21 protein-coding genes are annotated in these 21,396 nt (G+C 69.2%); 8 read left to right on the forward strand and 13 right to left on the reverse strand.

Annotated elements, in window-relative coordinates; translation table 11 throughout:
- Nucleotides 1–5: 5 nt before the first annotated feature.
- The 8 genes from AC3A5T_RS00710 to AC3A5T_RS00745 form a co-directional block, all read right to left on the reverse strand.
- Nucleotides 6–446: a hotdog family protein gene (locus tag AC3A5T_RS00710; protein ID WP_487626904.1), complete on the reverse strand. Its 441-nt coding sequence runs from the start codon at nucleotides 444–446 to the stop codon at nucleotides 6–8.
- On the reverse strand, nucleotides 443–2,746 hold the full coding sequence (locus AC3A5T_RS00715) for an MMPL family transporter (RefSeq protein ID WP_487627425.1): 2,304 nt from the start codon (nucleotides 2,744–2,746) through the stop codon (nucleotides 443–445). The genes AC3A5T_RS00710 and AC3A5T_RS00715 overlap by 4 nt, the downstream gene beginning before the upstream one ends.
- A 98-nt stretch (nucleotides 2,747–2,844) precedes the next feature.
- Nucleotides 2,845–3,573 carry a LolA-related protein gene (locus AC3A5T_RS00720; protein WP_487626905.1) on the reverse strand — a complete coding sequence of 243 codons (729 nt, stop codon included), beginning with the start codon at nucleotides 3,571–3,573 and terminating at the stop codon, nucleotides 2,845–2,847.
- Nucleotides 3,476–4,471 carry a lysophospholipid acyltransferase family protein gene (locus AC3A5T_RS00725; protein ID WP_487626906.1) on the reverse strand — a complete coding sequence of 332 codons (996 nt, stop codon included), beginning with the start codon at nucleotides 4,469–4,471 and terminating at the stop codon, nucleotides 3,476–3,478. Before AC3A5T_RS00725 ends, AC3A5T_RS00720 begins: the two co-directional genes overlap by 98 nt.
- The gene (locus tag AC3A5T_RS00730; protein ID WP_487626907.1) at nucleotides 4,468–4,782 is read right to left on the reverse strand and encodes an ApeI family dehydratase; all 315 of its coding nucleotides are present in this window, start codon (nucleotides 4,780–4,782) and stop codon (nucleotides 4,468–4,470) included. The genes AC3A5T_RS00725 and AC3A5T_RS00730 overlap by 4 nt, the downstream gene beginning before the upstream one ends.
- A gap of 3 nt (nucleotides 4,783–4,785) precedes the next feature.
- On the reverse strand, nucleotides 4,786–5,556 hold the full coding sequence (locus tag AC3A5T_RS00735) for a lysophospholipid acyltransferase family protein (RefSeq protein ID WP_487626908.1): 771 nt from the start codon (nucleotides 5,554–5,556) through the stop codon (nucleotides 4,786–4,788).
- Nucleotides 5,557–5,620: 64 nt separating this feature from the next.
- Nucleotides 5,621–6,307: a COG4648 family protein gene (locus AC3A5T_RS00740; protein ID WP_487626909.1), complete on the reverse strand. Its 687-nt coding sequence runs from the start codon at nucleotides 6,305–6,307 to the stop codon at nucleotides 5,621–5,623.
- Nucleotides 6,304–6,573, reverse strand: coding sequence for a phosphopantetheine-binding protein (locus tag AC3A5T_RS00745; protein ID WP_159680767.1), 270 nt, complete (start codon nucleotides 6,571–6,573; stop codon nucleotides 6,304–6,306). Before AC3A5T_RS00745 ends, AC3A5T_RS00740 begins: the two co-directional genes overlap by 4 nt.
- 126 nt (nucleotides 6,574–6,699) lie before the next feature.
- On the opposite strand from AC3A5T_RS00745, the gene AC3A5T_RS00750 reads away from it, so the two are divergent.
- From AC3A5T_RS00750 to hemB, 3 genes are all read left to right on the forward strand, one after another.
- On the forward strand, nucleotides 6,700–8,064 hold the full coding sequence (locus tag AC3A5T_RS00750; protein ID WP_487626910.1) for an NAD(P)/FAD-dependent oxidoreductase: 1,365 nt from the start codon (nucleotides 6,700–6,702) through the stop codon (nucleotides 8,062–8,064).
- Nucleotides 8,061–9,092: a chorismate transformation FkbO/Hyg5 family protein gene (locus tag AC3A5T_RS00755; RefSeq protein WP_487626911.1), complete on the forward strand. Its 1,032-nt coding sequence runs from the start codon at nucleotides 8,061–8,063 to the stop codon at nucleotides 9,090–9,092. Before AC3A5T_RS00750 ends, AC3A5T_RS00755 begins: the two co-directional genes overlap by 4 nt.
- A gap of 177 nt (nucleotides 9,093–9,269) precedes the next feature.
- On the forward strand, nucleotides 9,270–10,259 hold the full coding sequence (gene hemB, locus AC3A5T_RS00760; protein WP_487626912.1) for a porphobilinogen synthase: 990 nt from the start codon (nucleotides 9,270–9,272) through the stop codon (nucleotides 10,257–10,259).
- A gap of 204 nt (nucleotides 10,260–10,463) precedes the next feature.
- On the opposite strand, the gene AC3A5T_RS00765 is transcribed toward hemB, so the two are convergent.
- On the reverse strand, nucleotides 10,464–13,826 hold the full coding sequence (locus tag AC3A5T_RS00765; RefSeq protein ID WP_487626913.1) for a S8 family serine peptidase: 3,363 nt from the start codon (nucleotides 13,824–13,826) through the stop codon (nucleotides 10,464–10,466).
- Nucleotides 13,827–14,113: 287 nt separating this feature from the next.
- On the opposite strand from AC3A5T_RS00765, the gene aroE reads away from it, so the two are divergent.
- The 3 genes from aroE to AC3A5T_RS00780 are packed head-to-tail and all read left to right on the forward strand — an operon-like array spanning nucleotide 14,114 to nucleotide 15,564.
- Nucleotides 14,114–14,959, forward strand: a complete 846-nt coding sequence (gene aroE / locus AC3A5T_RS00770) for a shikimate dehydrogenase (protein ID WP_487626914.1) — start codon at nucleotides 14,114–14,116, stop codon at nucleotides 14,957–14,959.
- 8 nt (nucleotides 14,960–14,967) lie between these two features.
- Nucleotides 14,968–15,303, forward strand: coding sequence for a hypothetical protein (locus AC3A5T_RS00775; protein ID WP_487626915.1), 336 nt, complete (start codon nucleotides 14,968–14,970; stop codon nucleotides 15,301–15,303).
- 6 nt (nucleotides 15,304–15,309) lie between these two features.
- Nucleotides 15,310–15,564 (forward strand): YkgJ family cysteine cluster protein, encoded by a 255-nt coding sequence (locus AC3A5T_RS00780; RefSeq protein WP_487626916.1) that lies wholly within the window; start codon nucleotides 15,310–15,312, stop codon nucleotides 15,562–15,564.
- A 266-nt stretch (nucleotides 15,565–15,830) separates the two neighbouring features.
- On the opposite strand, the gene AC3A5T_RS00785 is transcribed toward AC3A5T_RS00780, so the two are convergent.
- From AC3A5T_RS00785 to AC3A5T_RS00795, 3 genes are all read right to left on the reverse strand, one after another.
- The gene (locus AC3A5T_RS00785) at nucleotides 15,831–16,007 is read right to left on the reverse strand and encodes a CsbD family protein (protein WP_232133980.1); all 177 of its coding nucleotides are present in this window, start codon (nucleotides 16,005–16,007) and stop codon (nucleotides 15,831–15,833) included.
- Between the two features lie 115 nt (nucleotides 16,008–16,122).
- Entirely contained in the window at nucleotides 16,123–16,962 is an 840-nt protein-coding gene (locus AC3A5T_RS00790; protein WP_487626917.1) for an SDR family oxidoreductase, read from the reverse strand.
- A gap of 177 nt (nucleotides 16,963–17,139) precedes the next feature.
- The gene (locus AC3A5T_RS00795) at nucleotides 17,140–18,372 is read right to left on the reverse strand and encodes a GAF domain-containing sensor histidine kinase (protein WP_487626918.1); all 1,233 of its coding nucleotides are present in this window, start codon (nucleotides 18,370–18,372) and stop codon (nucleotides 17,140–17,142) included.
- 133 nt (nucleotides 18,373–18,505) lie between these two features.
- Here AC3A5T_RS00795 and AC3A5T_RS00800 point away from each other — a divergent pair, with 133 nt between their 5' ends.
- Both AC3A5T_RS00800 and AC3A5T_RS00805 read left to right on the forward strand, forming a co-directional pair.
- Nucleotides 18,506–19,288, forward strand: a complete 783-nt coding sequence (locus AC3A5T_RS00800; protein WP_332079167.1) for a transglutaminase family protein — start codon at nucleotides 18,506–18,508, stop codon at nucleotides 19,286–19,288.
- A gap of 166 nt (nucleotides 19,289–19,454) precedes the next feature.
- On the forward strand, nucleotides 19,455–20,174 hold the full coding sequence (locus AC3A5T_RS00805) for an alpha/beta fold hydrolase (protein WP_487626919.1): 720 nt from the start codon (nucleotides 19,455–19,457) through the stop codon (nucleotides 20,172–20,174).
- 43 nt (nucleotides 20,175–20,217) lie between these two features.
- On the opposite strand, the gene AC3A5T_RS00810 is transcribed toward AC3A5T_RS00805, so the two are convergent.
- Nucleotides 20,218–21,348 carry a DNA glycosylase AlkZ-like family protein gene (locus tag AC3A5T_RS00810; protein ID WP_487626920.1) on the reverse strand — a complete coding sequence of 377 codons (1,131 nt, stop codon included), beginning with the start codon at nucleotides 21,346–21,348 and terminating at the stop codon, nucleotides 20,218–20,220.
- Nucleotides 21,349–21,396 lie beyond the last annotated feature (48 nt).

Here is a 21,396-nt window from a genome sequence, read left to right on the forward strand (position 1 = left end):
GCGGATCAGCGCGCGGCGCCGAGCATCACCGCCGCGCGCCCTTCAGCGAGCAGCACGCCATCGCACTGGATGCGGAACGCGTATTGCTGGCTGTCGCCGGCTTCGACCAGCACTTCGGCGACGCATTCGAGATCGCCGGCGAGGTCGTCGATGCGCGCAGCATGCAGCTGCACGCCGCGCAATGCGACCAGCATGCCGGGGCGCACGGGTGCGCCGCTCCCGCGTGCACGCAGGCCACCGTGCACCGCCATCGCCTGCGCGCCGTATTCGCACAGGTGCAGCGCGCGCAGCTGGTCGTCGCTGCGCAGCGGGTTCGCCGGATCGCGATGGCTGGCGCTGCGCAGGGTCACGCTGGCGTCGTCCCACGCGGTGACCGCATCCCACAGGCACATCGCGCCCTGATGCGGAATCATCGACGCGATGGCGTCGCGATCGACGAGGATCATGCCACCGGCTCCGGTTCGGCGCGTGCCGCGATGATCGCCGCGCGCTGACGCGCGACCAGCAGCGACAGCACGAAGTTGAAGACCACGCCGAGCGCGACCGTGCTGCCGATCGCACGCAGCACCGGAATCGACGACAGCGCGAGCAGGCTGAAGACCAGCAGCGTCATCAGGCTGCAGACAAGGATCGCGTGCAGGGTGCGGATCTGGTCCTGGCGTTCGTCGCCGGCATGTTCGAAGAACAGCGCGTAATCGAGCCCGAGACCGGCGGCAAGGATCAGCGCGACGAGATGGAACAGGGTCAGTTCGACGCCGACCAGTCGCAGCACTGCGACGACCACCAGCAAGGTCAGCAACGTCGGCAGTAGCACGCGCCAGACACGGCGCGGGCTGCGCAACGCGATCCACACGGTGCCGATGAGCAGCACCAGCGCGACCGCCATCGCCGCGAGCACGCGGCCGCGGTATTCGACGACCAGCGATTCGGACGCGTCCTTCATGTCGAGCAGGCGCACGTCGACGCCGGGTGCACTGGCCTGCGAGGCGAGCGCGATGACGTCGGCCGGATCGTCGAGACCGCTGAGCGAGACCAGCGCGGTCGAACGGTCCTCGTGTTCCAGCAGCAGGCCGGACACCGCGGTCGCCAGCGGCGAGCCTTCGAGATCGGGGCGCGTCAGCGGCGCGGCGGCCTTGGCGCGGGCGATGTCTTCGACGAAGGGTTCGAACGCGTCGTCGTTGAACGCGGAGTCGGTCAGCGCGTCGGCGAGCATCGCGCGCAGCGCAGGGGTGTCGGGCAGCGCGGCCTGACGCGCGCGTTGCGTATCGGTGCCCGGAAGATAGCGCGAGGCCATGTCGTAGCCGTCGAGCTGGCCGTCGGCGACCAGCGCATCGAGCGCGGGCTGCAGCGCTGCGGTCGCGCCGAGCGCGGCGTCGCTGTCGGTGGCCTGCGCGACCAGCACGTAGCGCACGTCGGGCGCACCGAGTTCTGCGCGCAACTCGGTGTCGCGCTGCATCGATTCGGGATCGACCGGCGTCAGCTTCGACAGATCGTTCTGCCAGAACGCCCCGGGACTGAAACCAATCGCGGCAACGGCGGCGAGCGCCAGCACGGCCAGCGACCACTTCGGCCGCGGCAGCGCTTCGATCCGGTGCCACAGGCGCTGCAGACGCGGCGACTCGGCGAGATCCGGCGGCGAGGGATCGACCAGACCCGGCAGCAGATAACGCGTGGTCAGCGCGGCGACACCGAGCGCGAAGATCGTGAACACCGCGAGCTGGCGCAGGCCATCGACGCCCGAGAACAGGAAGGTCGCATACGCGATGCAGGTCGCGACGACGCCGGTCGACAGCGCCGGCCACAAGCCGCGCACGTTCTTCCACGGCGACAGGCCGGCGCGCTGGTGGCTGAAGAAGTGGATCGGATAATCCTGCACCACACCGATCAGGGTGAAGCCGAACGCAATCGTGATGCCGTGCACGCCGCCGGGAAACAGCAGCGCCACCGCCGTGAGTCCGGCGATGCCAGCACTCGCGAGCGGCAGCACGCCGAGCAGCGGCATCTTCCAGCTGCGATACGCGACCAGCAGCAACAGGATCAGGCCGATCGTGTCGACCATGCCGATGCGCTGCGCCTCGGCCTGCGTGCGCCCGCCGATGTCGACCGAGAACGCGCCGGGCCCCACGACGTCGAGCGTGGCGCTGCCCTCGCCCACCTGCCGCGCGAAGGTGTCGCGGATGGTGCCGACGGCGTCGAGCTGGCCGGTCGGATCGAAGCCCGCCGCGCGCGTTTCCACCAGCAGCAATGCCTGCGTGCCGGCCTGGTCGAACCACACGTCGTGCAGCCGCTGCGGCGCACCGGCCGGCTGCCAGGCTTCGGCGAGTGCGAGCACTTCCAGCGTGGGATCGGACGGAATCAGCGGTTCCACCATGCCGGCGGCCGGTGAGCCGAGATCCTGCAGACGTGCGTCGAGTGCGTCGCGCAGGGTGTCGGCATCGAGTGGCGCGGCGTCGAACGACGACGTCAGCAGATAGCGGTAGGGCAGCAGGTCTTGCGGAAACGCGTCGAGTCCGGCCTCACCGCCATTGGTGACCAGGGTGAAGCGCGGATCGCCCGCGAGGGCGTCGTGCAGGGCGCGCGAGCGTTCGGCGAGTACTTCGGGTGTGTCGCCGGAGATCGCCAGCATCAACAGGCGCGACCCGGGCCCGTCGCCGAGTTCCTCCATCAGCAGCCGCTGCTCGGGCGTGCGGGCATCCGGCAGGAAGCGGCGCAGGTCGCCACTGAATTCCAGCTTCGCCGAGGCCATCCAGCCCAGCGCGAGCAATGCCAGCAGCCACGCGACGGCCAGCGTCAGCCGCAGGCCGGGACGCTGCAGCAGCGTCTCGCGGAATCCCGGGCGCCCGCTCAACGCGGGACGTCGTGGCACAGCCGCTGCGCGGCTTCGAGCGAATCCACGGCGGCCGCGGCGGTGGCGGCGCTGCCGAGCAGGGTCGGCTGCGCGTCGCCCTGTTTCGGTCGCGTTTCGATGCAGCGCAGTTCGGCGTCGCGGCCGCGCAGCACGATGCCGGTGACCCGACCGGCGACGCGTGGATCGCGCGGCGTCAGGGTCAGTGTCCAGTCGGCCGGCACACCGTCGGCTTCGAGCGCGTACACCGTCTCCAGCGCCTTGCGGTCACCGGCCAGCAGCGCGCCGAAGCTGCCCTGCAGCGCGGCGAGCTCGGGCACGCGCGACAGCGAGAACGTGCGCGGGTTGCGGCCTTCGCGGGCGATGGTCGCCTCACCGGCGCGGATCGTCGTGGTTTCGGCGTAGGGCACGCGGACCTCGCGCACCAGCGTGTCGACATCGGGGCGGCGGTACTCGCCCGACAGCAGCAGCGGGCGCTTGAGCATCGAGGACGTGCGCAGTTCGACGAACGGCGTCGCGGTGGCGCCGTGCTGGGTCAGGCGCTGCAGGATCCAGTCGGCATCGACGCTGCGGCCGGTCGCGGTGACCGGCGCGGGCACGCGATCGCGCGACTGGTTCGCGCGCGGCGTTTCAGCGGTCTGCGCCGCCGCCCACATCGGCGCTGCGAGCAGCGTCGCCAGCAGCAGGCAGAGCGCCGGCCGCGGGCGGAAGTTCGTCGCACGTGTCATCGGCGCCTGTCCAGAAGTCATAGAAATTGAACCAGTTGTAGGGAGCGCTGCGTGCGTGATGTTCCAGCCGCGCGGCGTAACGGTGGATGAGCGCGGCCACGCCAGCCTGGCGTTCGCGGCGCGGCAGGTCGATGCCGTCGCTGAAGGGCTCGAACACCAGGTCGTAGCGGTTGCCGCCACGGTACAGGCCGAAGGCCAGCATCACCGGCGCCTTGAGCACCGAGGCCAGCAGCCACGGCGCGACCGGAAACTGCGCCGGCGCGCCGAGGAACGGCACCGGCATCGTCGCCCCGCCTTCCTGGCTGCGATCGACCAGCAACGCGACCATCGCGCCCTGCGCCAGACCTTCCTGGATCGCCAGCGCGACCGCGGGACCGCTTTCGCCGGCGTCGATCACCGTGGCCGCGACCGCGGGGTTCAGCGCTTCGAGCAGTTCGGTCATCGCCTGGCCGTGCGCGCGATCGAGCACCACGCGGATCTTGTACTCGGGCCGCTGGGTCGCGAGCACGCGCAGCACTTCGAAACTGCCCAGGTGCGAGCCGAACAGCAGCACGCCGCGCCCGGCATCGAGATGCCCGTGCAGCACGTCGAGCCCCTGCGCGTGCACGTCGAAGCGGCGGGTGTTCTCGCTGAGCAGGAACAGCCGGTCGAGAATCGTCGCGGCGAAGGTGCGGAAATGCCGCGCGACCTCGCGCAGCGTGGCCGGCCGGCCGAACATGCGCGCCAGATAGCGCCGCGAATCGCGGCGCTCGGGCCCGCGGCGGAGCATGAAATACAGCGCGATCGGATGCAGCAGCGCGCGCGCCGGGGCGCGTCCGAAGTTCGATGCGAACACCAGCAGCGAGCGCAGCGCGAGCCGCCCGCCGCCCTCGCGGCGCGCTTTCCACGCGCTGCTCATGCCTGCGCGGGGCCGTCGGCGACGACTTCACCACTGGCGAGCAGCATGCCCGCACGCTCGACCCGGAAGCGCCAGCGCGCGACGCCGTCGCGGCTGGCATCCTCGAGCGCGATTTCGGCCTGCTCGTCCGGCAGCAGCGGCTGCACGAACTTCACCTGCGGCAACCGCAACGCGCCGAGCGGACCGTGCACGGCCTCGACCGCCGCGACCACGCGATCGAGGATCACCACGCCCGGCACCAGCGGCTGGCCCGGGAAGTGCCCCGGCAGGCAGGGATGCGCGGCCTCGATGACGAACGTGTGCGGCGCCATCGCTCAGCGCCTGCCGAGCATCGCGGCCACGGCGTCCTGCGCTTCGCGGGCGACCGCCTGGCGGCCAGTGGCGCCGATGCGGCCTTCGACAGGAATCGGCGTGCCGACGGTGGCCCGCATCGGGCCGCGGCAGGTGCGGAAGAACCCGGTCGGCGGCAAAACCTTGCCGGTGCCGTGCAGCGCGATCGGCAGCACCTCGACACCGGCATCGATCGCGGCCTGGAACGAGCCCGACTTGAATTCGCCCATGCGGCCATCGCGCGAACGCGTGCCTTCGGGAAACAGGCACAGCGACTGGCCCGCCCCCAACAGTCCGGCGATCTGGCGCCGCAACAGCGGGCCGGCGCGGCGGTCTTCGCGGCTGATGAAGAGCATGCCGGTCGCACGCGCATAGCTGCACAGGAACGGCACGCGGCACATTTCCTGTTTCAGCAGGAAGCGCAGCGGCACCGGCACGGCCATGAACAGCACGCAGATGTCGAGCAGGGATTCGTGGTTGGCGACCACCAGATACGGACGGTTCCAGTCGATCGCCTCCGCGCCTTCGACCGTCAATCCACCGGCGGGACCGACCAGACCCGGCGCCCATTGCGTCCGCGCCATGTCCAGCGCCAGCTCGGGCCGGCCGGTCAGCGCCTGGTGGAGCAGCGACACGCTGATCCAGCCCGCTGTCCATAGCAGGGTGTACAGGCACTCCAGGACGTTGATCGCGCGCGCATATACGGCGGCGAACGCCGCGGCCCCGGGTGCGGCACGGGTCTGTCGGTATTCCATGAGCGGATAGGATATCCCGTGTGGCCGCCGCACATCGCGCTCGATGCGTTCAGCAAATGCCGCGTCAGCGCAGCAGATCGCGCCAGAACATCGGGCCCAGACCCGCCAGTTTGCGCAGGAAATCGAAGAATCCGCTGTAGCGGCCCGGGAAGCGCCGTTTGCGGAATGCGAACTCGATGACGAAGAAACCGCCGATCACGGTGTAGTTCAGCAGGTTCGCCCACAGCGACCACTGCTCCTGGGTGATCGGCAGCGGCGACGCCACGCCGACGCTTTCCAGCAGGCCCGCGGGGCTCGCGATCAGCGCGAGCAGCAGGTTCGCGCCGGCCATCAGCAGCAGCACACCCGCCCAGGCGGCGGTCAGCGTGCGCGTGTAGCGGCGCAGATCCGGCTCCAGCGCCTCGGGACCGTCGCCGCCCTCGATGCCCAGCACGATGCGGGTGATCAGCGGCACCGAGCCGGCGCGCAGCGTGCGTGCGAACAGCCACGCGATCGCGACCACGAACACCACCGGCACCAGCAGCAGCGGCAGCGCGGCATGCCCGGCGGCGTACAGCGCCCACGCGCCCCAGGCCAGCAGCGGTGTGGCGATGAACGCCCACGGGCGCCGGGCCAGCAGCGGTTCGATGACCACCATCGCGATCAGCAGCGCCAGCGCGCCCAGCGCGAGGCCGTCGTGGTGCCAGCGGCTGGCGAGATGCGCCAGGGCCGTGTAACCGAGCCCCAGCAGCAATTGCAGCAGCAGGATCAAGTGGTGCGGTGCTGCTCGATGTGCGCCGACAGCGCGCGCAGCGAGGCGAAGATCTGCCGATTCTCGTCGTTGTCCGAACGCAGCTGGAAGCCGTAGCGCTTGCTCACGGCCAGCGCGAGTTCCAGCGCGTCGATCGAATCCAGCCCCAGGCCGGCGTTGAACAGCGGCGCCTCGGGATCGATGTCGGCCGCCTGCACGTCCTCCAGGTTCAGGCTCTCGACCAGCAGGTCGGCGAGCGCGCGTTCGGCTTCGGTTTGGGCGGACATCGGGGCTTCCGTGGAATGACAGGGCTGCCACGATCCGGCATCGGACCCGCGCGCGCAAGCACTCCGGGCCGCCGTGGAGGCTTCCCGTTATGATGCGCGACTGCCCGCACCACCCCCAGATCCAGAATGAGCCCGATCGCGACCGCCGTTGCCACTTCCGAGTCCGCCCGGCTCGACGTCGACGTGCTGGTCATCGGCGGCGGCCCGGCGGGCACCACCGCGGCCACGACGCTCGCGCGGCGCGGGTGGAAGGTGCTGCTGCTGGAGAAGGACGTGCACCCGCGCTTCCACATCGGCGAATCGCTGCTGCCGATGAACCTGCCGATCCTCGAACGCCTCGGCGTGCTGGAGCAGGTGCGCGCGATCGGCACGCTCAAGCTGGGTGCCGATTTCCCGGTGCACGATGCCGACGACACCACTCACGTGTTCCGCTTCGATCGCGCGCTCGATCCGAAGTTCGGCTACGCCTTCCAGGTGCGCCGCTCCGAGTTCGACGCGATGCTGTTCGACAACGCGCGCGCCAACGGCGTCGACGCGCGCATGCGGGTCAAGGTCGAATCGCTGGTCCACGATGCCGACGGACGTCCGACCGGCGCGGTCGCGCGCGATGCCGAAGGCGGCCGGCTCGATGTGGCGATGCGCTACCTCGTCGACGCCAGCGGCCGCGACACGTTCCTGGGCAGCAAGCTCGAGCTCAAGCGCAAGAGCGCGAAGCACCAGTCGGCGGCGATCTTCAGCCACTTCCGCGGCGTGCAGCGCCGGGACGGCGACGACGCCGGCAACATCACCGTCGACCGCTTCGAATACGGCTGGTACTGGCTGATTCCGCTCGGCGACGACGTCATGAGCGTCGGCGCGGTGTGTTTCCCCGAATATCTCAAGCAGCGCCAGGGTCTCGACAACGAGGCGTTCCTGATGCGCACGCTGTTGCGCACGCCATCGGTCGCCTCGCGCATGGCCGGCGCCGAACGCGTCGCTCCGGTGCACGCCACCGGCAACTATTCCTATGCGTGTACACGCATGACCGGACCCGGCTGGGTCATGGCCGGCGACGCCTATGCATTCATCGATCCGGTGTTCTCGTCGGGCGTGTATCTGGGCATGAACAGCGCCGAGCACGCAGCCGACGTCGTCGACGGCGCCTTGCGCGATCCGTCGTCCGAGCGCGCACTGCAGCGCGCGATGGAACGGCGCTTGCGCCGTGGGCTGCGCCATTTCAGCTGGTTCATCCACCGCTTCACCACGCCGGTGATGCAACGCCTGTTCGCCGCGCCGCGCAACGACTGGCAGCTCGAGCAGGCGGTGATCTCGATGCTCGCCGGCGATGTGTTCGACAATCCCGCGGTGTTGCGCCGCCTGCGTCTGTTCCGACTGGTCTATGCGGTGAACGCGATCGCGATCGCACCCGCCGCGCTGCGCGGCTGGTTCGCGCGCCGCCGCCAGGTCCGCGAACAGTTCCGCGGCGACACCCTGCACGAGGGCAATCCATGAGCCGAGCGGTACCGTTGCATCCCGAATCGCTGCCGCGCCTGCGCGTGGATTACGTCGACGGCGCCGCGCCGGCCGACCTGCTCGCGCAGTCTGATGTGCTCGCCGTGCTCGGCTTCGGCGACGCCGTGCCCGCACTCGACGACCCGCGCTGGCTGCGCGTGCCGCTGCAGCCCTATGGCGCGGCGCCGCTGGAAGTCTGGCGTGGCCGCGCGCCGGTGCACGCAGGCCGCGATGGCGAGATCGCGTGGTCGACCGACGGCCATCTGATGTTCGGCGCGATCGAAGTCGACGAGCCCGAAGGCCACACCGGCGCGGGCGATCACAGCGGCATCCTGCTCGCCGCCGAACACGCCTACCGAGAACTGACCCGCTTCATCGGCAAGAGCGAGTTTCCGCACCTGCTGCGGATCTGGAACTACCTCGACGCGATCACCCACGGCGACGGCGACACCGAGCGCTACCGCCAGTTCTGCGTGGGCCGCGCACGCGGCCTCGGCAGCTTCGATACTTCCCAGCTGCCGGCCGCGACCGCGATCGGCCGCTGTGACGACGCGCGCACGATCCAGGTCTACTGGCTCGCTGCGCGCGTGCCCGGCATTCCGGTCGAGAATCCGCGTCAGGTCAGCGCCTACCGGTACCCGCGCCAGTACGGCCCGCAGGCACCGAGCTTCGCCCGCGCGATGCTGCCGCCGGCCGGCAGCGCGATTCCGCTGATGCTCTCGGGCACGGCCAGCGTCGTCGGCCATGCCTCGCAGCACGAAGGCGAACTGCTGGCCCAGCTCGACGAGACGTTCGCGAATTTCGACGCGCTGATCGCCTCGGCACGCACGCACCGCCCCGAACTGCCGGCCGCCTTCGGCCCGGGTTCGCGTCTGAAGGTCTACGTGCGCGACGCCGCCGACCTGCCCGCCGTGGCCGACGCCTTCGACGCGCGTTTCGGCGACCGTCTGCCGCGCGTGGTGCTGCACGCGGCGATCTGCCGTCGCGAACTGGCGCTGGAAATCGACGGCGTGCACGACATCGGCTGATCGCGCTGCGTGGGAGCGCGCTCGCGCGCGACAAGCGGTGGAGACACAGCCTGATCGGAACGACCGGCGCCGACGCCGTACCGGAATCGCGACCACGGCCGCTCCCATACCGGCCGACACCCCCTGCGACCCGCCGTCGCAGGGGTTCGTCAAGTGTGCAGGCGTAGAATCCGCCCCATGGCCCGACTCGATACCCGCATGCGGCGGATGCGCCGCGACGACTTCTCGCGCCGGCTGATGCGCGAATCCACGCTCACCGCCGACGATCTGATCTATCCGGTGTTCGTGCACGAGGCCGACGGCCGCGTCGCGATTCCGTCGATGCCGGGCGTCGAGCGCCTGTCGATCGACGAACTCCTGCGCGTCGCCGAGACCGCCAGCGAACTGCGCATTCCGGCACTCGCCCTGTTCCCGGTCACCGCGCCCGAGGCCAAGTCGCTGGATGCGGTGGCCGCGTGGGACGACGACGGCCTGTGCCAGCGCGCGATCCGCGCCCTGAAGTCGCGCTTCCCTGACCTCGGCGTCATCACCGACGTCGCGCTCGATCCCTACACCTCGCATGGCCAGGACGGCATCACCGATGCCGGCGGCTACGTGCTCAACGACATCACCGTCGACGCGCTCGTGCAGCAGGCGCTGAGTCACGCGCGCGCCGGCGCCGACGTGGTCGCGCCGAGCGACATGATGGACGGGCGCATCGGCGCGATCCGCGATGCGCTCGAAGCCGACGGCCACGTGCACACGCGCATCCTCGCCTATGCCGCCAAGTACGCCAGCGCGTTCTACGGCCCGTTCCGCGATGCGGTGGGCTCGTCCGGCGCGCTCGGCAAGGCCGACAAGTCGACCTACCAGATGGATCCGGGCAATTCGGACGAAGCGATGCGCGAGATCGCGCAGGACCTCGACGAAGGCGCCGACATGGTCATGGTCAAGCCGGGCATGCCGTATCTGGACATCGTGCGCCGCGCGAAAGACGAATTCGGCGTGCCGGTGTTCGCCTACCAGGTCAGCGGAGAGTACGCGATGCTCAAGGCCGCCGCCGCCAACGGCTGGCTCGACGAGCGCAAATGCGCGCTCGAGGCCCTGCTCGGCTTCAAGCGCGCCGGTGCCGACGGTGTGCTGACCTACTTCGCACTCGACGCCGCACGCTGGTTGCGCGCGGGCTGAGCCCGGCCCCGCGCACTGCGCGCTACGTCTCGAGACAACGACGAACGCCCGGCATTGCCGGGCGTTCTGCTTTCCAGCCGCACACGGGTGCGCGACGTCTGCATCGTCGCCGCGCGTACCGCGTACTGCGTCAATCCGGTTCGACGTCACCAAAGAAAACGCCCGGGCAAGCCCGGGCGTTCTCGTCACACTTGAACCGATCGATCAGTTGACCGTCAGCACCACCGGAGCGGCGGCCTTCGGCGTCGCCGGATCATTGCTGCTTACGCACAGGTGGCCGACATGGCGACCCGCGCCCAGACCGGCCGCGTTGACCGCCAGACGGTTGGCCTGGCTCGCGCCTGCCTGCACCGTGCCCGAAGCCGGCGTGACCGCACCCAGCCACGGCGCGCCGCAGCTCACTTCGCCGCGCACCTGCATCGACAGACCTGCGTAGTTGTTCAGCAGCGACCAGCTGCCCGCACCCGAGGATGCCACCTCGATGAACGCGAACGAGCCGTTACCCGCCGGCGACGCGTACCACGCCCAGGTGGAGGCATACGCGCCACGCGTGTACGCCACGAGCCAGTAGCGACCCGGCTGCAGCACGACATTGTTCTGACCCGCTGCGTTGAAGTTGAAGCCGAGATTGGTGCCCGAGACCTGGACGCCCGGGGCATTGGTCGCACCCACGAAACGCCACACCGCAGCATTCGGGGTCGTCACCGGATTGCCGGCCGGCAGTCCGTTGACATCCGGGAAGATCGCCCAGCCCACCTGCGTTGCAGTGAAGGTGCCACCGACCGCGAAGCCTTCATTGAAGATCGAGGTCAGGCGCGTCGGTGACTCGATGACGAAGTCATCGGCCACCATCTGCGCCACGGGCGTGCCTGCATCGGTGCGATGGATGCCGCGATACCCGTTGGTCAACGTACCGCGCAGACGATCGGCGAGCGGCAGAGCGCCGTTGCCTGCATTGTCGACCGAGTACATCAGCGGCGACCCACCGGCGTTGCCGACGGAACCGACCGCCGTGCCGCTGCGACCTGCAGCGAGTGCCAGCGAAATCGATTCGGGCAGCTTGACCACCGGCGCCTGGATCGCGATCGCGATCGGCAGCGTCAGCGGTGCGCGCTGCACACCCAGGATCGGGCCCGTCGACTCCAGACGCATTTCGCCGAAGCTGAAGGTGCCGTTGGCCGCCTGTGCACGGGAGTTGACGGTGATCCTTACCGATGCGGAACCACCGGCCGGTACCTTCAGCGTGGACGGCACGGCCGTTGCGTTGACGCCCGTGAAGCTGATGCGCCAGCTCGACGCGCTGCCGTGCGGATTGCGGAACGTGCGCACGAAGCTGCAGCTCTGGTAGCAGTTGCGGTTCGCCATGCTCGGCTGGTTGAGCGCCGACACGTCACCACCCTGCGCCGGATCGGCCGCGAGGTAGTTCGCCTTGGTCTCGTTCATCACCAGACCGGCATTGATCGCGCGATCCACTTGGATACGACCGCTGCCCTTGTCGAACGGCGTGCCCACCGTGACCTGGTCTTCCTTGAAGACTTCGGTCTTGGCGGTCAGCGCGAGCGCCGACTTGATCTCCGGCACCGTCCACGTCGGCCGCGCCTGGCGAATCAGGCCCGCAGCACCGGCCTGGTGCGGCGATGCCATCGAGGTGCCGTTGTACAGATCGACCGCGTTCTCGAACCCGGTGATCGTGGTGCCCGCGATGACGGCGAGGATGCTCACGCCGGGCGCGGTGACGTCGGGCTTGACCAGATCGAACGTGCCCGCCGGACCGCGCGAGCTGAAGGCACCGAGTGCGTCGGCGGTATTCGGCAGCACCAGCGGCGGGTAGAGCACGCTGGCCGTCGCGGTCGGATTGGCCGCGACGAAGTCTCGCAGCAGGTTCGCATCCGCCTGCGGCATGCCGAACACGGGGACCGTGGAACCCGTAGCGGTCGGGATGATGCCGCCGGCCGCGTTGTTGGCGATCACCACGGCCACTGCACCCGCGTTGCGTGCGTTGTTGGCCTTGTCGATGAAGCCGCAGGTGCCGCGGCGGACCACCGCGATCGCGCCCTGGAACGCGTTCGCCGGGAAGGCTGCGCAACCGTCGTTCGCGGTGTCGATCGTCGCGCTGACCCGCACGGGCGTGGTGCCGGGAATCGAGGTGGTGAACGGCGTGCCGGTGTTGCCTTCCTCGATCAGGACCGGACGCAGCGGCTCGGGCACGGTGCCCGGACCGGTCACGTTGAGCGCGAGCGCGAACGAACCGCGGCCGTGCTGTGCGGCGGCCGTCGACGACACCCACGGTTCCAGATGACCCATGGTGTTCGGGCCGGGACCGCTGTTGCCGGCCGAGGAGGCCACGAAGATGCCGGCATCGACGGCGTTGAGGAACGCCAGCGACACCGCTTCGCTCCACGGTGCCGCGCCGCCGCCGATGGAATAGTTCAGCACGTCGATGACGCCGTCGGCGATCGCCTGATTGACAGCGGCCACTGCGGAGTTGTTCGGGCACAGGCCACGCGCGGTCGAGATCTCGGTGTAGCAAATGTCGTAGGCGACGATATTGCCGCGCGGTGCGACGCCGGAGATGCGGCGCGTATTGCCACGGAACAGCGCGTCACGGCGGTTGCCGGCGACGGTCGATGCCACGTGGCTGCCGTGGCCGTTCGTGTCACCGAAGCCCGGCTCTTCGCGGACATTGGCAACGCCGCACTGGTTGCCCGGCGCGCCGCAGACGAAGTTGTAACCACCGATCAGCTTGTCGTTACAGCGACCGGCGTCGACGCCGCCCGGCGCACAGGTGCCGAGATAATTGCCGGCACCCAGCGGATTGACGTGCTGGTAGCCGTCGATCGGATCGACTGCCGTGAACGACGGCGCGCCGAAGTTGATGCCCGAATCGAGGATGCCGTAGACGATGCCTTCGCCCTGGAACTGGCCGGTCGCGCCGGCCCACGTACCGTCCCACACGGCTTCGGAGCCGATCAGTCTCGGACCGGTGTCGGTGTCGAGCACGTACTCGCGATAGGCCTCGACCAGCTGCACGTCGGGCAGCTGCTCGACGCGCGCGGCTTCGGCTGTGGTCAGCTCGACCACGACACCGTTGAGCGCGTGCTGCATGCGGTATTCGACGTCGATCGGACGGCCGACGCGCAGCGCCATGGCGCCGACGAGGTCGGACTGGCGACCCTGCAGATAGTTGACGTAATTGCGCGCGGTCGCGCTCTTCACGTCGAGGCGCGACTTGCCGCGCGCATCGGTGCGCCGGGCGGGCGCTGCGAGGCCGCTGATCTCGCCCTTGTAGCCGGCGAGCGCAGGCTCTTCGAAGACCACGATATAGCGCTCGGGCGTGCCGGACGACAGTGCGGCCGGCGCAGCGGGTGTGGCCGCGCGGCCCCCGCCTGCGGTCGCGACGCTCGTATCGGACGACGCAGCGCCGAACAGCGAACCGACGCTGGCCTTGGCGGAATCGACCGCGTTCCCGATGGCCGGGACACGGGACGGAAGTGCGGTACTCGCGACCGCGACGACGGCGAGGCCGAGCAGGGCAGACGCCACCCCGGCCTTTCGAATGCGTGACATGCGGATGTATCCCCTAGTGATGGAACCTGCCAGACCCAAACGACGATGCCGTCCGACTGCCGACTGCATCGACATCCTTCCCTCCGATGACAGGCGAGCCCCCTGCCGTGCCACGCCATCGGTTCTGTGACGTTGTATACAACTTTTTTCCCCGCACAGCGCATGCCCCGGTCACTTTTTTTCCGTACCGGGGCGTCGGGTGGACACGCCGCTTCGTGACGCCGGCACCGCATCGCGCCGCTAGACTGCGCCGACGCCAGCCCGGCGTGTCGCATTCAGAGGCTTCCATGTCGCCTGCCCGTCTCGCCGTGTTCGGTCACCCGGTCGCGCATTCACTGTCGCCCCGCATCCATGCCGCGTTCGGCGCCCAGACCGGGATCACGATCGCCTACGACGCCATCGATACGGCGCCCGATGCGTTCGCGGAGGCACTCGCGGCATTCGCCGCCGCAGGTGGCACCGGCGCGAACGTCACGCTGCCCTTGAAGGAACTCGCGCACGGGCTGGCATCGACGCGCAGCGAGCGCGCGGCACGCGCGGGCGCGGTCAATACGCTGGTGCGGCAGGGTGAAACCTGGCATGGCGACAACACCGACGGCGCGGGACTGGTCCGCGATCTCACCGAACGCCACGGGCTCGACCTGCGCGGGCGTCGGACCCTGCTGGTCGGCGCCGGCGGCGCGGCGCGCGGCGTGGCACCGGCACTGCTCGATGCGGGCATCAGCGAGCTCTACGTGGTCAACCGCACGGCGACCCGGACCGACGCGCTGGCCGATGCGCTCGGCGAACCGGGACGCGTACATCCGCGCTATCTCGAGCAGCTCGGCGAGCTGGGCGAGTTCGAACTGATCGTCAACGCGACCTCGGCCGGCCGCGGCGGCGCGATGCTCGCCTTGCCACGCTCGCTGGTCGGCATGCGCACCGCGGCCGTCGATCTCAGCTACGGCGAAGCCTCGGTGCCGTTCCTGGCCTGGGCGCGCGCGCACGGATGTCGCGACACGATCGACGGGCTCGGCATGCTCGTCGAACAGGCGGCCGAAAGTTTCGCGCTGTGGCACGGCGTGCGCCCCGAGACCGACGCGGTGTTCGAGGCGCTGCAGTCGCGCAGCGCACTGCTGGTCAACGCGGACTGAGTCGGGTCATGGACCTTCGCGAACTCCTGATGATGCTCGTCAGCCAACTGCCGGGCCGACTGCCGATCCTGATCGCGCTGGCCGTCGGTCTGGTGCTGATCGCGCAGCGCCGCACGCTGTCGCCCGCATCGCGCCGCGCGGGCCTGCTCCGCTTCACGTTGCTGCTGCTCTCCAATCTTCTGGGCATGTTCGGCTGGCCGTTGTTGCAGATGCACGTCGTCAACGCCGCGATGTCGGCGGCGCAGGCGCAGATGACCTTCGCGCTGCTGACGGTGCCGCTGGCGCTGCTGGATGCGGCGGGCCTGGTGCTGCTGGCGATCGCGATCGTGCGCGGCGCGCGTTGATCCCTCGTGGAATGCCGGGACGGCTGCGCGGCCTGCTGCATCGCGCCTTCGATCACCTCGCCGATTCCGGGCATGCCCGATGGCAAGCCGGCCGGCGTGGCATGCGTGCAGCTCGATGATCGTCTGCGGTGTCGTCTATTCGGGCGACCGGAGCGGCCAGCGTTCTGCGGATCGCTGCGGCCTGCGATCGAGATGTGCGGGCGTTCGCGCGTTGCGGCGTTCGCGATGCTGGAAGAACTCGAGCGGGTGACGGCGCCTTGAGCGCGGACAGGCACGTCTAACGACGCACACGCTTTCTCGGGATCGTTTTGCACGGTTGACGGACCCTCACCCGACGCGCTTCGCGCGTCGACCCCGGATCAGGTCCGGGGCAGGCTCTCTTCCTCAGGGAGAGGTGCTCAAATCTCGCGATCTGAACAGTGACGCCCGTATCGAGCGGTGGTTGGTCATCCCGAAACAGCGGCACTCCAGACCGCACACACGAAAAGGGCGGCCGAAGCCGCCCGTCCGTGGCACCTGCCGGTGCTTCAACGGCCCTTGCGGGCGTCGTCGTTGGCCTTGCCGACTGCGCTCTGGACCTTGCCGGCGGTCTTCTGTGCCTTGCCGGCCACTTCCTTGGAGGTGTTGCCCGTGACCTTGCCGACGACTTCCTTCGCGGTGCCCTTGACCTGGTTCTTGATGCCTTCGCTGCGATTCTTGTCCACGTGATGTCTCCGGCCTGCTGGATTGCAGGGTGGGAACGATATGCACCGCAATCCGCAATGCCCGGGTGAAGAAATCGCGCGTGGCGCGGCGCCGTTTCGGAAACGCTCAGCTGGATCAGAGGATCGGCGCGCCACCCGTCACTGCATAGCGGCCGCCGCTCATGTAGCTCGCCTCGTCCGATGCGAGCAGCACGTAGATCGGCGCGCATTCGGCCGGCTGACCGGGACGCTGGAGCGGCACCTGCGATCCGAACGATGCCACGTCGTCCGGCGGCATCGTCGATGGAATCAGCGGCGTCCAGATCGGACCGGGCGCGACCGAGTTCACCCGGATGCCCTTGTCGGCCAGCAGCTGCGCGAGGCCCGCGCTGAAGTTCGCGATCGCGCCCTTCGTCGCCGCATACGGCAGCAGCGTCGCCTTGGGCTTGTCGGAATTGATCGAGCTGGTGTTGATGATCGAGGCGCCGGGCCGCATGTGCGGCACCGCAGCCTTGCACAGATGGAACATCGCGCTCACGTTGACCTGGAAGGTGTAGTCCCACATGTCGTCGGGAATCTCGTCGAGCGCGTCGTAGCTCATCTGGTAGGCGGCATTGTTGACGAGGATGTCGATGCGGCCGAACACGTCGACGGTCTTCTGCACGATCGCGCGGCAATGCGCGGGATCGGCGATGTCGCCGGGCATCAGGGTGCAGCGCTGTCCAGCGTCTTCGACCAGGCGCTGCGTCTCGCGCGCGTCCTCGTCTTCGTTGAGATAACTCACCAGCACGTCGGCGCCTTCGCGCGCGTAGGCGAGTGCGACCGCGCGGCCGATGCCACTGTCGCCACCGGTGATGATCGCGACCTTGCCCTGCAGTCGGCCACTGCCGCGATAGCTGTGTTCACCGTGGTCGGCGGGCGGATCGAGTTTCGTCTCGACGCCGGGGACGTCCTGCTGCTGCGCGGGCTGGCTCATCGGGATCTTCCTGTGTGCGGGGGAGCTCCACGCTCGCGCCTGCATCGTCGCCCGGCCGTGAATCCATGGACCTCGCTGGGATGCGTGATGCCGTCCGGCCGATTCTCTCGCGCCGACGCCGACGCCGACGCCGCATTCGGCTAATGCCTGCTTACGCGCGACGCGCGATGCTGGCTTTCAAACCGCCGCGATGGCGTTCGACGTCGCGACAGGCATCACGTCCTGCAACGCCTGCAAAGGCATCGCGAACGACAGCCGGGTGCCGCCCGGCGCCGGGACGACCGAGATACCGCCCGAATGCGCGCGCGCGATCTCGCCGGCGATGAAGAAATCCCACGCACGCGGCTCGCGCACCATGCCGGGGCGGCGCGTGATGGGGCCCGCGACGCTGTCGAGCGCGTCATCCGGCAGCGCCAGACCGGGCGCTTCGACGGCGAGCCGCAGCTCGCCGGCCGTCGTCGAGGCGTCCAGCGATATCGTCACGTCCGACGCCACGTGCCGCAGCACGTTGATCGCCAGGTTCACCATCAGTTGGCCGAGGCGCGCCGGGTCGCAATCGACATCGGCGTCGATCCGTACGTGCGTCACCAGTGCGCGTTGCGGATATGCACTCACGACCTGCGTCAGCACGCGCTGCAGTTCGCCGGCCAGGGTGGCGGCCGGGGTGCGCGCCAGCGGCGCACCCGTGACCAGCTTGTCGTGGGCGAAATCCACGATGCCGCCGACCAGCGCCGCCATGCGCCAGAGATTGGTTTCCATGTCGGCGACGCGCGCACGGGTCTGGGCGTCGAGCCCCGGTGTCGTCTTAATGAGATAGGCGTCCATGACCAGCGCCTGGATCGGTTCCTTGAGATCGTCGCTGACCTCGTTGATGAAACGCTCGCGCATCTTGGCGACGTTCAGCGCGGTGTGCAGCGCAGCCTGGCTCAGCGCGTGGCGTTCGTCGCTTTCGAGCTGGGCGCCGATGAGTTCGGCGAACAGCTCCATCATCTGCAGCGTTTCCGGCGATTCGACCCGCGACGGCAGGGGATCGATCGCACACAGCGTGCCGAAGAACTCGCCGCTGGACCGATGGATCGGCACCGAGATGTAACTCTCCAGCCCGTAAAGCCGGGGCGTCTGGTGATCGGCGAACTGCGGATTTTCGCTGGCATGACCGAACACGACCGGCTGGCGGTGCTGACGGACCTCGTTGCAGATGGTCGTGCGCAGTTCCAGTTCGCCGCCCGGCTGCAGACCGAATGCGATCTCGTCGCGTACCGCGCAGGCCGTCCACCGGTTATCGGTCACGCGCGCGACGGCGGCGAAACGCAGGCCGGTGGTGCGGGTGATGACCTCGAGGATCTTGGGGACCGCGGCGATGCAGGCGACGGCTTCGACGTCACGCTGCGCCTGGTTCGAATCGTGCATGGACGCATGTAGCCGACTGGAATGCGCGTCAGCCTACGCCCATGGGCCGGGGGCCGCCAGCGCGCAGGTCCGCCGCGACACCCGCTACACGCCGCGACGCCCACGCTGCGTCTTTCCCTCTCCTGGATGCACGATGCGCCTGCTGGCCGGTTGCGAACTCGTCGTCGAAGCGGAGGTGGACTGCGCGGTCGTGGCCATGCTCCGTCCCCGCAGCGGCGAGGCCCAGTGGCTGGTCAGCGAGCACTACGCGTTCGATCCCGATGTGCGGCCCACGGAATTCGTCGATTCCTTCGGCAATCTGTGCCAGCGCTTCGTCGTGCACAGCGGACGCATGCGCATCCGCACCGAACTGGAAGTGGAGACCGAACGCGACATCGCGGTCGCGCCGTGGACCGCACCGATGCCACCGGCCGCCCTGCCCGACCACACGCTGCAATATCTGCTGCCGAGCCGTTACTGCCCGAGCGACCGCACATTCGAGCGTGCGCTGGAGATCGTCGACGAGGCGGGCCCGCGTGCCGGTCAGGTCGGCGCGATCGTCGCGTGGATCCGGCGCCATATCGAATACCGCTACGGCGTCAGCGATGCGACCACCGATGCGCTCGACACGATGGGGCACGGCGCCGGCGTCTGCCGCGACTACGCGCACGTGGGCATCACCCTGTGTCGCAGCCTGCGGATTCCCGCGCGCATGGTGGTCGGCTATCTGCATGGTCTGGAACCGATGGACCTGCACGCCTGGTTCGAGGCCTATCTCGACGGCCGCTGGTACACCTTCGACGCGACGCAGTCGGCGCCGCGCGGCGGACGCATCGTCGTCGCCTACGGACGCGACGCGGCCGATGTGGCGTTCCTGACCAACTACGGCCTGCTGCAGACGGTCGAGATGCAGGTCTGGGTCGGCGAGAAGCCCTGACGCCGCAAACGCGCACGCCGTCACGACTGGCCGAAGGTCCAATGCCGCGCGTGGCGCGTGCGTGCTGACATCCGGCCACTGGCCCTCTCCCCCACACGGCCGGTGCGCGACCGGCGCCGTCGGCCGCGCCACCCGAGTGCGGCCTGCGGGCCGTGGGAAATGTCCGATGCTCCGATCCTCCGATCGCCGCGACACGCGGCTGCTGCGACTGCTGCTGATCCTGTTGGTCGCCTTCTTCGCCTCGGCCGCGCAAGCCGCATGCCGCGACGCCGTGGTGCTGGTGCACGGCAATGCCGGCACGCCCCCGCATTTCGACAACACCTACGTGGAACTGCGCGCCCGCGGGTGGACCGATTTCGAAATCCTGCGTCCGAACTGGGGCAGCAAGACCTGCGCCGCGTGCAACGACCACAGCGGCAGCGAGGAGACGCCGGTCCTCGACGCGCTGGTCGAGGCGATCGCGCGCTCGTGCACCGGCAGGATCGACGTCATCGGCCACTCGATGGGCGTCACCCTGGCGGCCAAGCAGATCGTCAACTACGGCCTCGCCAACGATGTCGCGACCTTCGTCGGCATCGCCGGTGCGTATCGCGGCCTGTGGAGCTGCGGCACGTATCCGTGGAATGTCGTCACCTCGACCTGCGGCGCGCAGGGTCTGTCGATCAACAGTCCGCTGCTGGCATCGCTGGCCGGCAAGCCGCTGGGCATGAAGACGTACTCGATCAAATCCTGGATCGACCAGATCGTCTGCTACGGCGGCGTCTGCACCGTCGCCGGCGTGCACAGCTCGACGCTGCCGGGCGAGACCGGGAGCCACACCCTCGCGACCGGACACTTCGGCCTGCTGACCGACACCGCAGTGCTGCAGGTGAACCTGATCCAGTAAACCGTTGCGTGCGTGCGACGCGCCACGGGCTGCGTCGCACGCGTCACGCCAGACCGAGAAACACCCGCATGCGTTCGAGTTCGGCGTCGAGTCCTTCGCGGAACGCCGCGTCGCGCGGCGCCGTGCCGTCGACGTAGCCGAAGCGCGCGTGCAAGGCGCCACCGACCACCGACACATTGCCCCAGCCGATCACGCGATCGCCCCACAGCAGCGGCAACGCGTAATAGCCGAGCTGGCGTTTCGGCGCCGGTGTGTAGGCCTCGAAGCGGTAGCGCCAGTGCCACAGCAGTTCGAAACGGCGCCGGTCCCAGACCACGGGATCGAACGGTGTCAGCAGCCGGACACCGGCATCGGGACGCCAGCGTCGGCTCTGCGGCGATTCGTCGGCGGGCCAGATCCAGTCGACACCCTCGATGCGCGCGCCACCGAGGCGTGTCCGCGCACGTGCGAGCGTCGCCGCGCGCTCGGCATGCCATTGCGGCACGCCGCGTCCGAGATACGACATCAACTGGCGCAGGCTGGCGTCGGGCAATGGCGCGTACTTGTGCACCAGCAGATCGAGCATGCGATCCAGGCGGCGGTCGATTTCGTCGGCATCCGGTGTCGCGGCGTCCGGCTCGCGCAGCGCATACACCCGCGTGCCGCCATCGCGTCGTGCGACCCGCAGCAGGCCGCGATAGTGCATGCCGTCGAGCAGCTGGGTGCTGGCATTCGACGAGCCGCCGAACCAGTTGGTGACCTTGCCGTGGGCGAAATGCGCGTCGACCTCGCGCGGATGCACGGCGCCGCGTTCGGCGATGAAATCGCGCACGGCCTGCGCCTGTCGCCAGCGCGCAGGCGTCCAGCTCTCACGCGCGATGCGCGGATGCATCAGCGCCTGTGTCTCGCGCGGCAGGAAGCCGTAGTTGACGAAGAAATCCTCTTCCAGCGCCAGTCGCGGATAGCGGCGCTCCAGATCACCGGCGCGATAGTCGATGACGCGATGGCGCAGCGTCAGATCCTGCGCGCGCGCCGGTGCGCGGATCGGATCGGCCTGCACGAAGCCGAGCCGTGCGACCGCGCGCATCAGCGTGGTCGGCTTGAACAGCGAACGCGCCACCGCGTGGTGGCGCAGATGGTCGATCGTCAGCGGCGGCATCGCCGCATGATGCCAGCGGGCGGCCGGCATCGACATCGGGTCATACGGAACAGAATGCGATGTCGCTCAGGCGCCACACCGACA

Source organism: Luteimonas sp. Soil_C_16 (assembly GCF_057657295.1).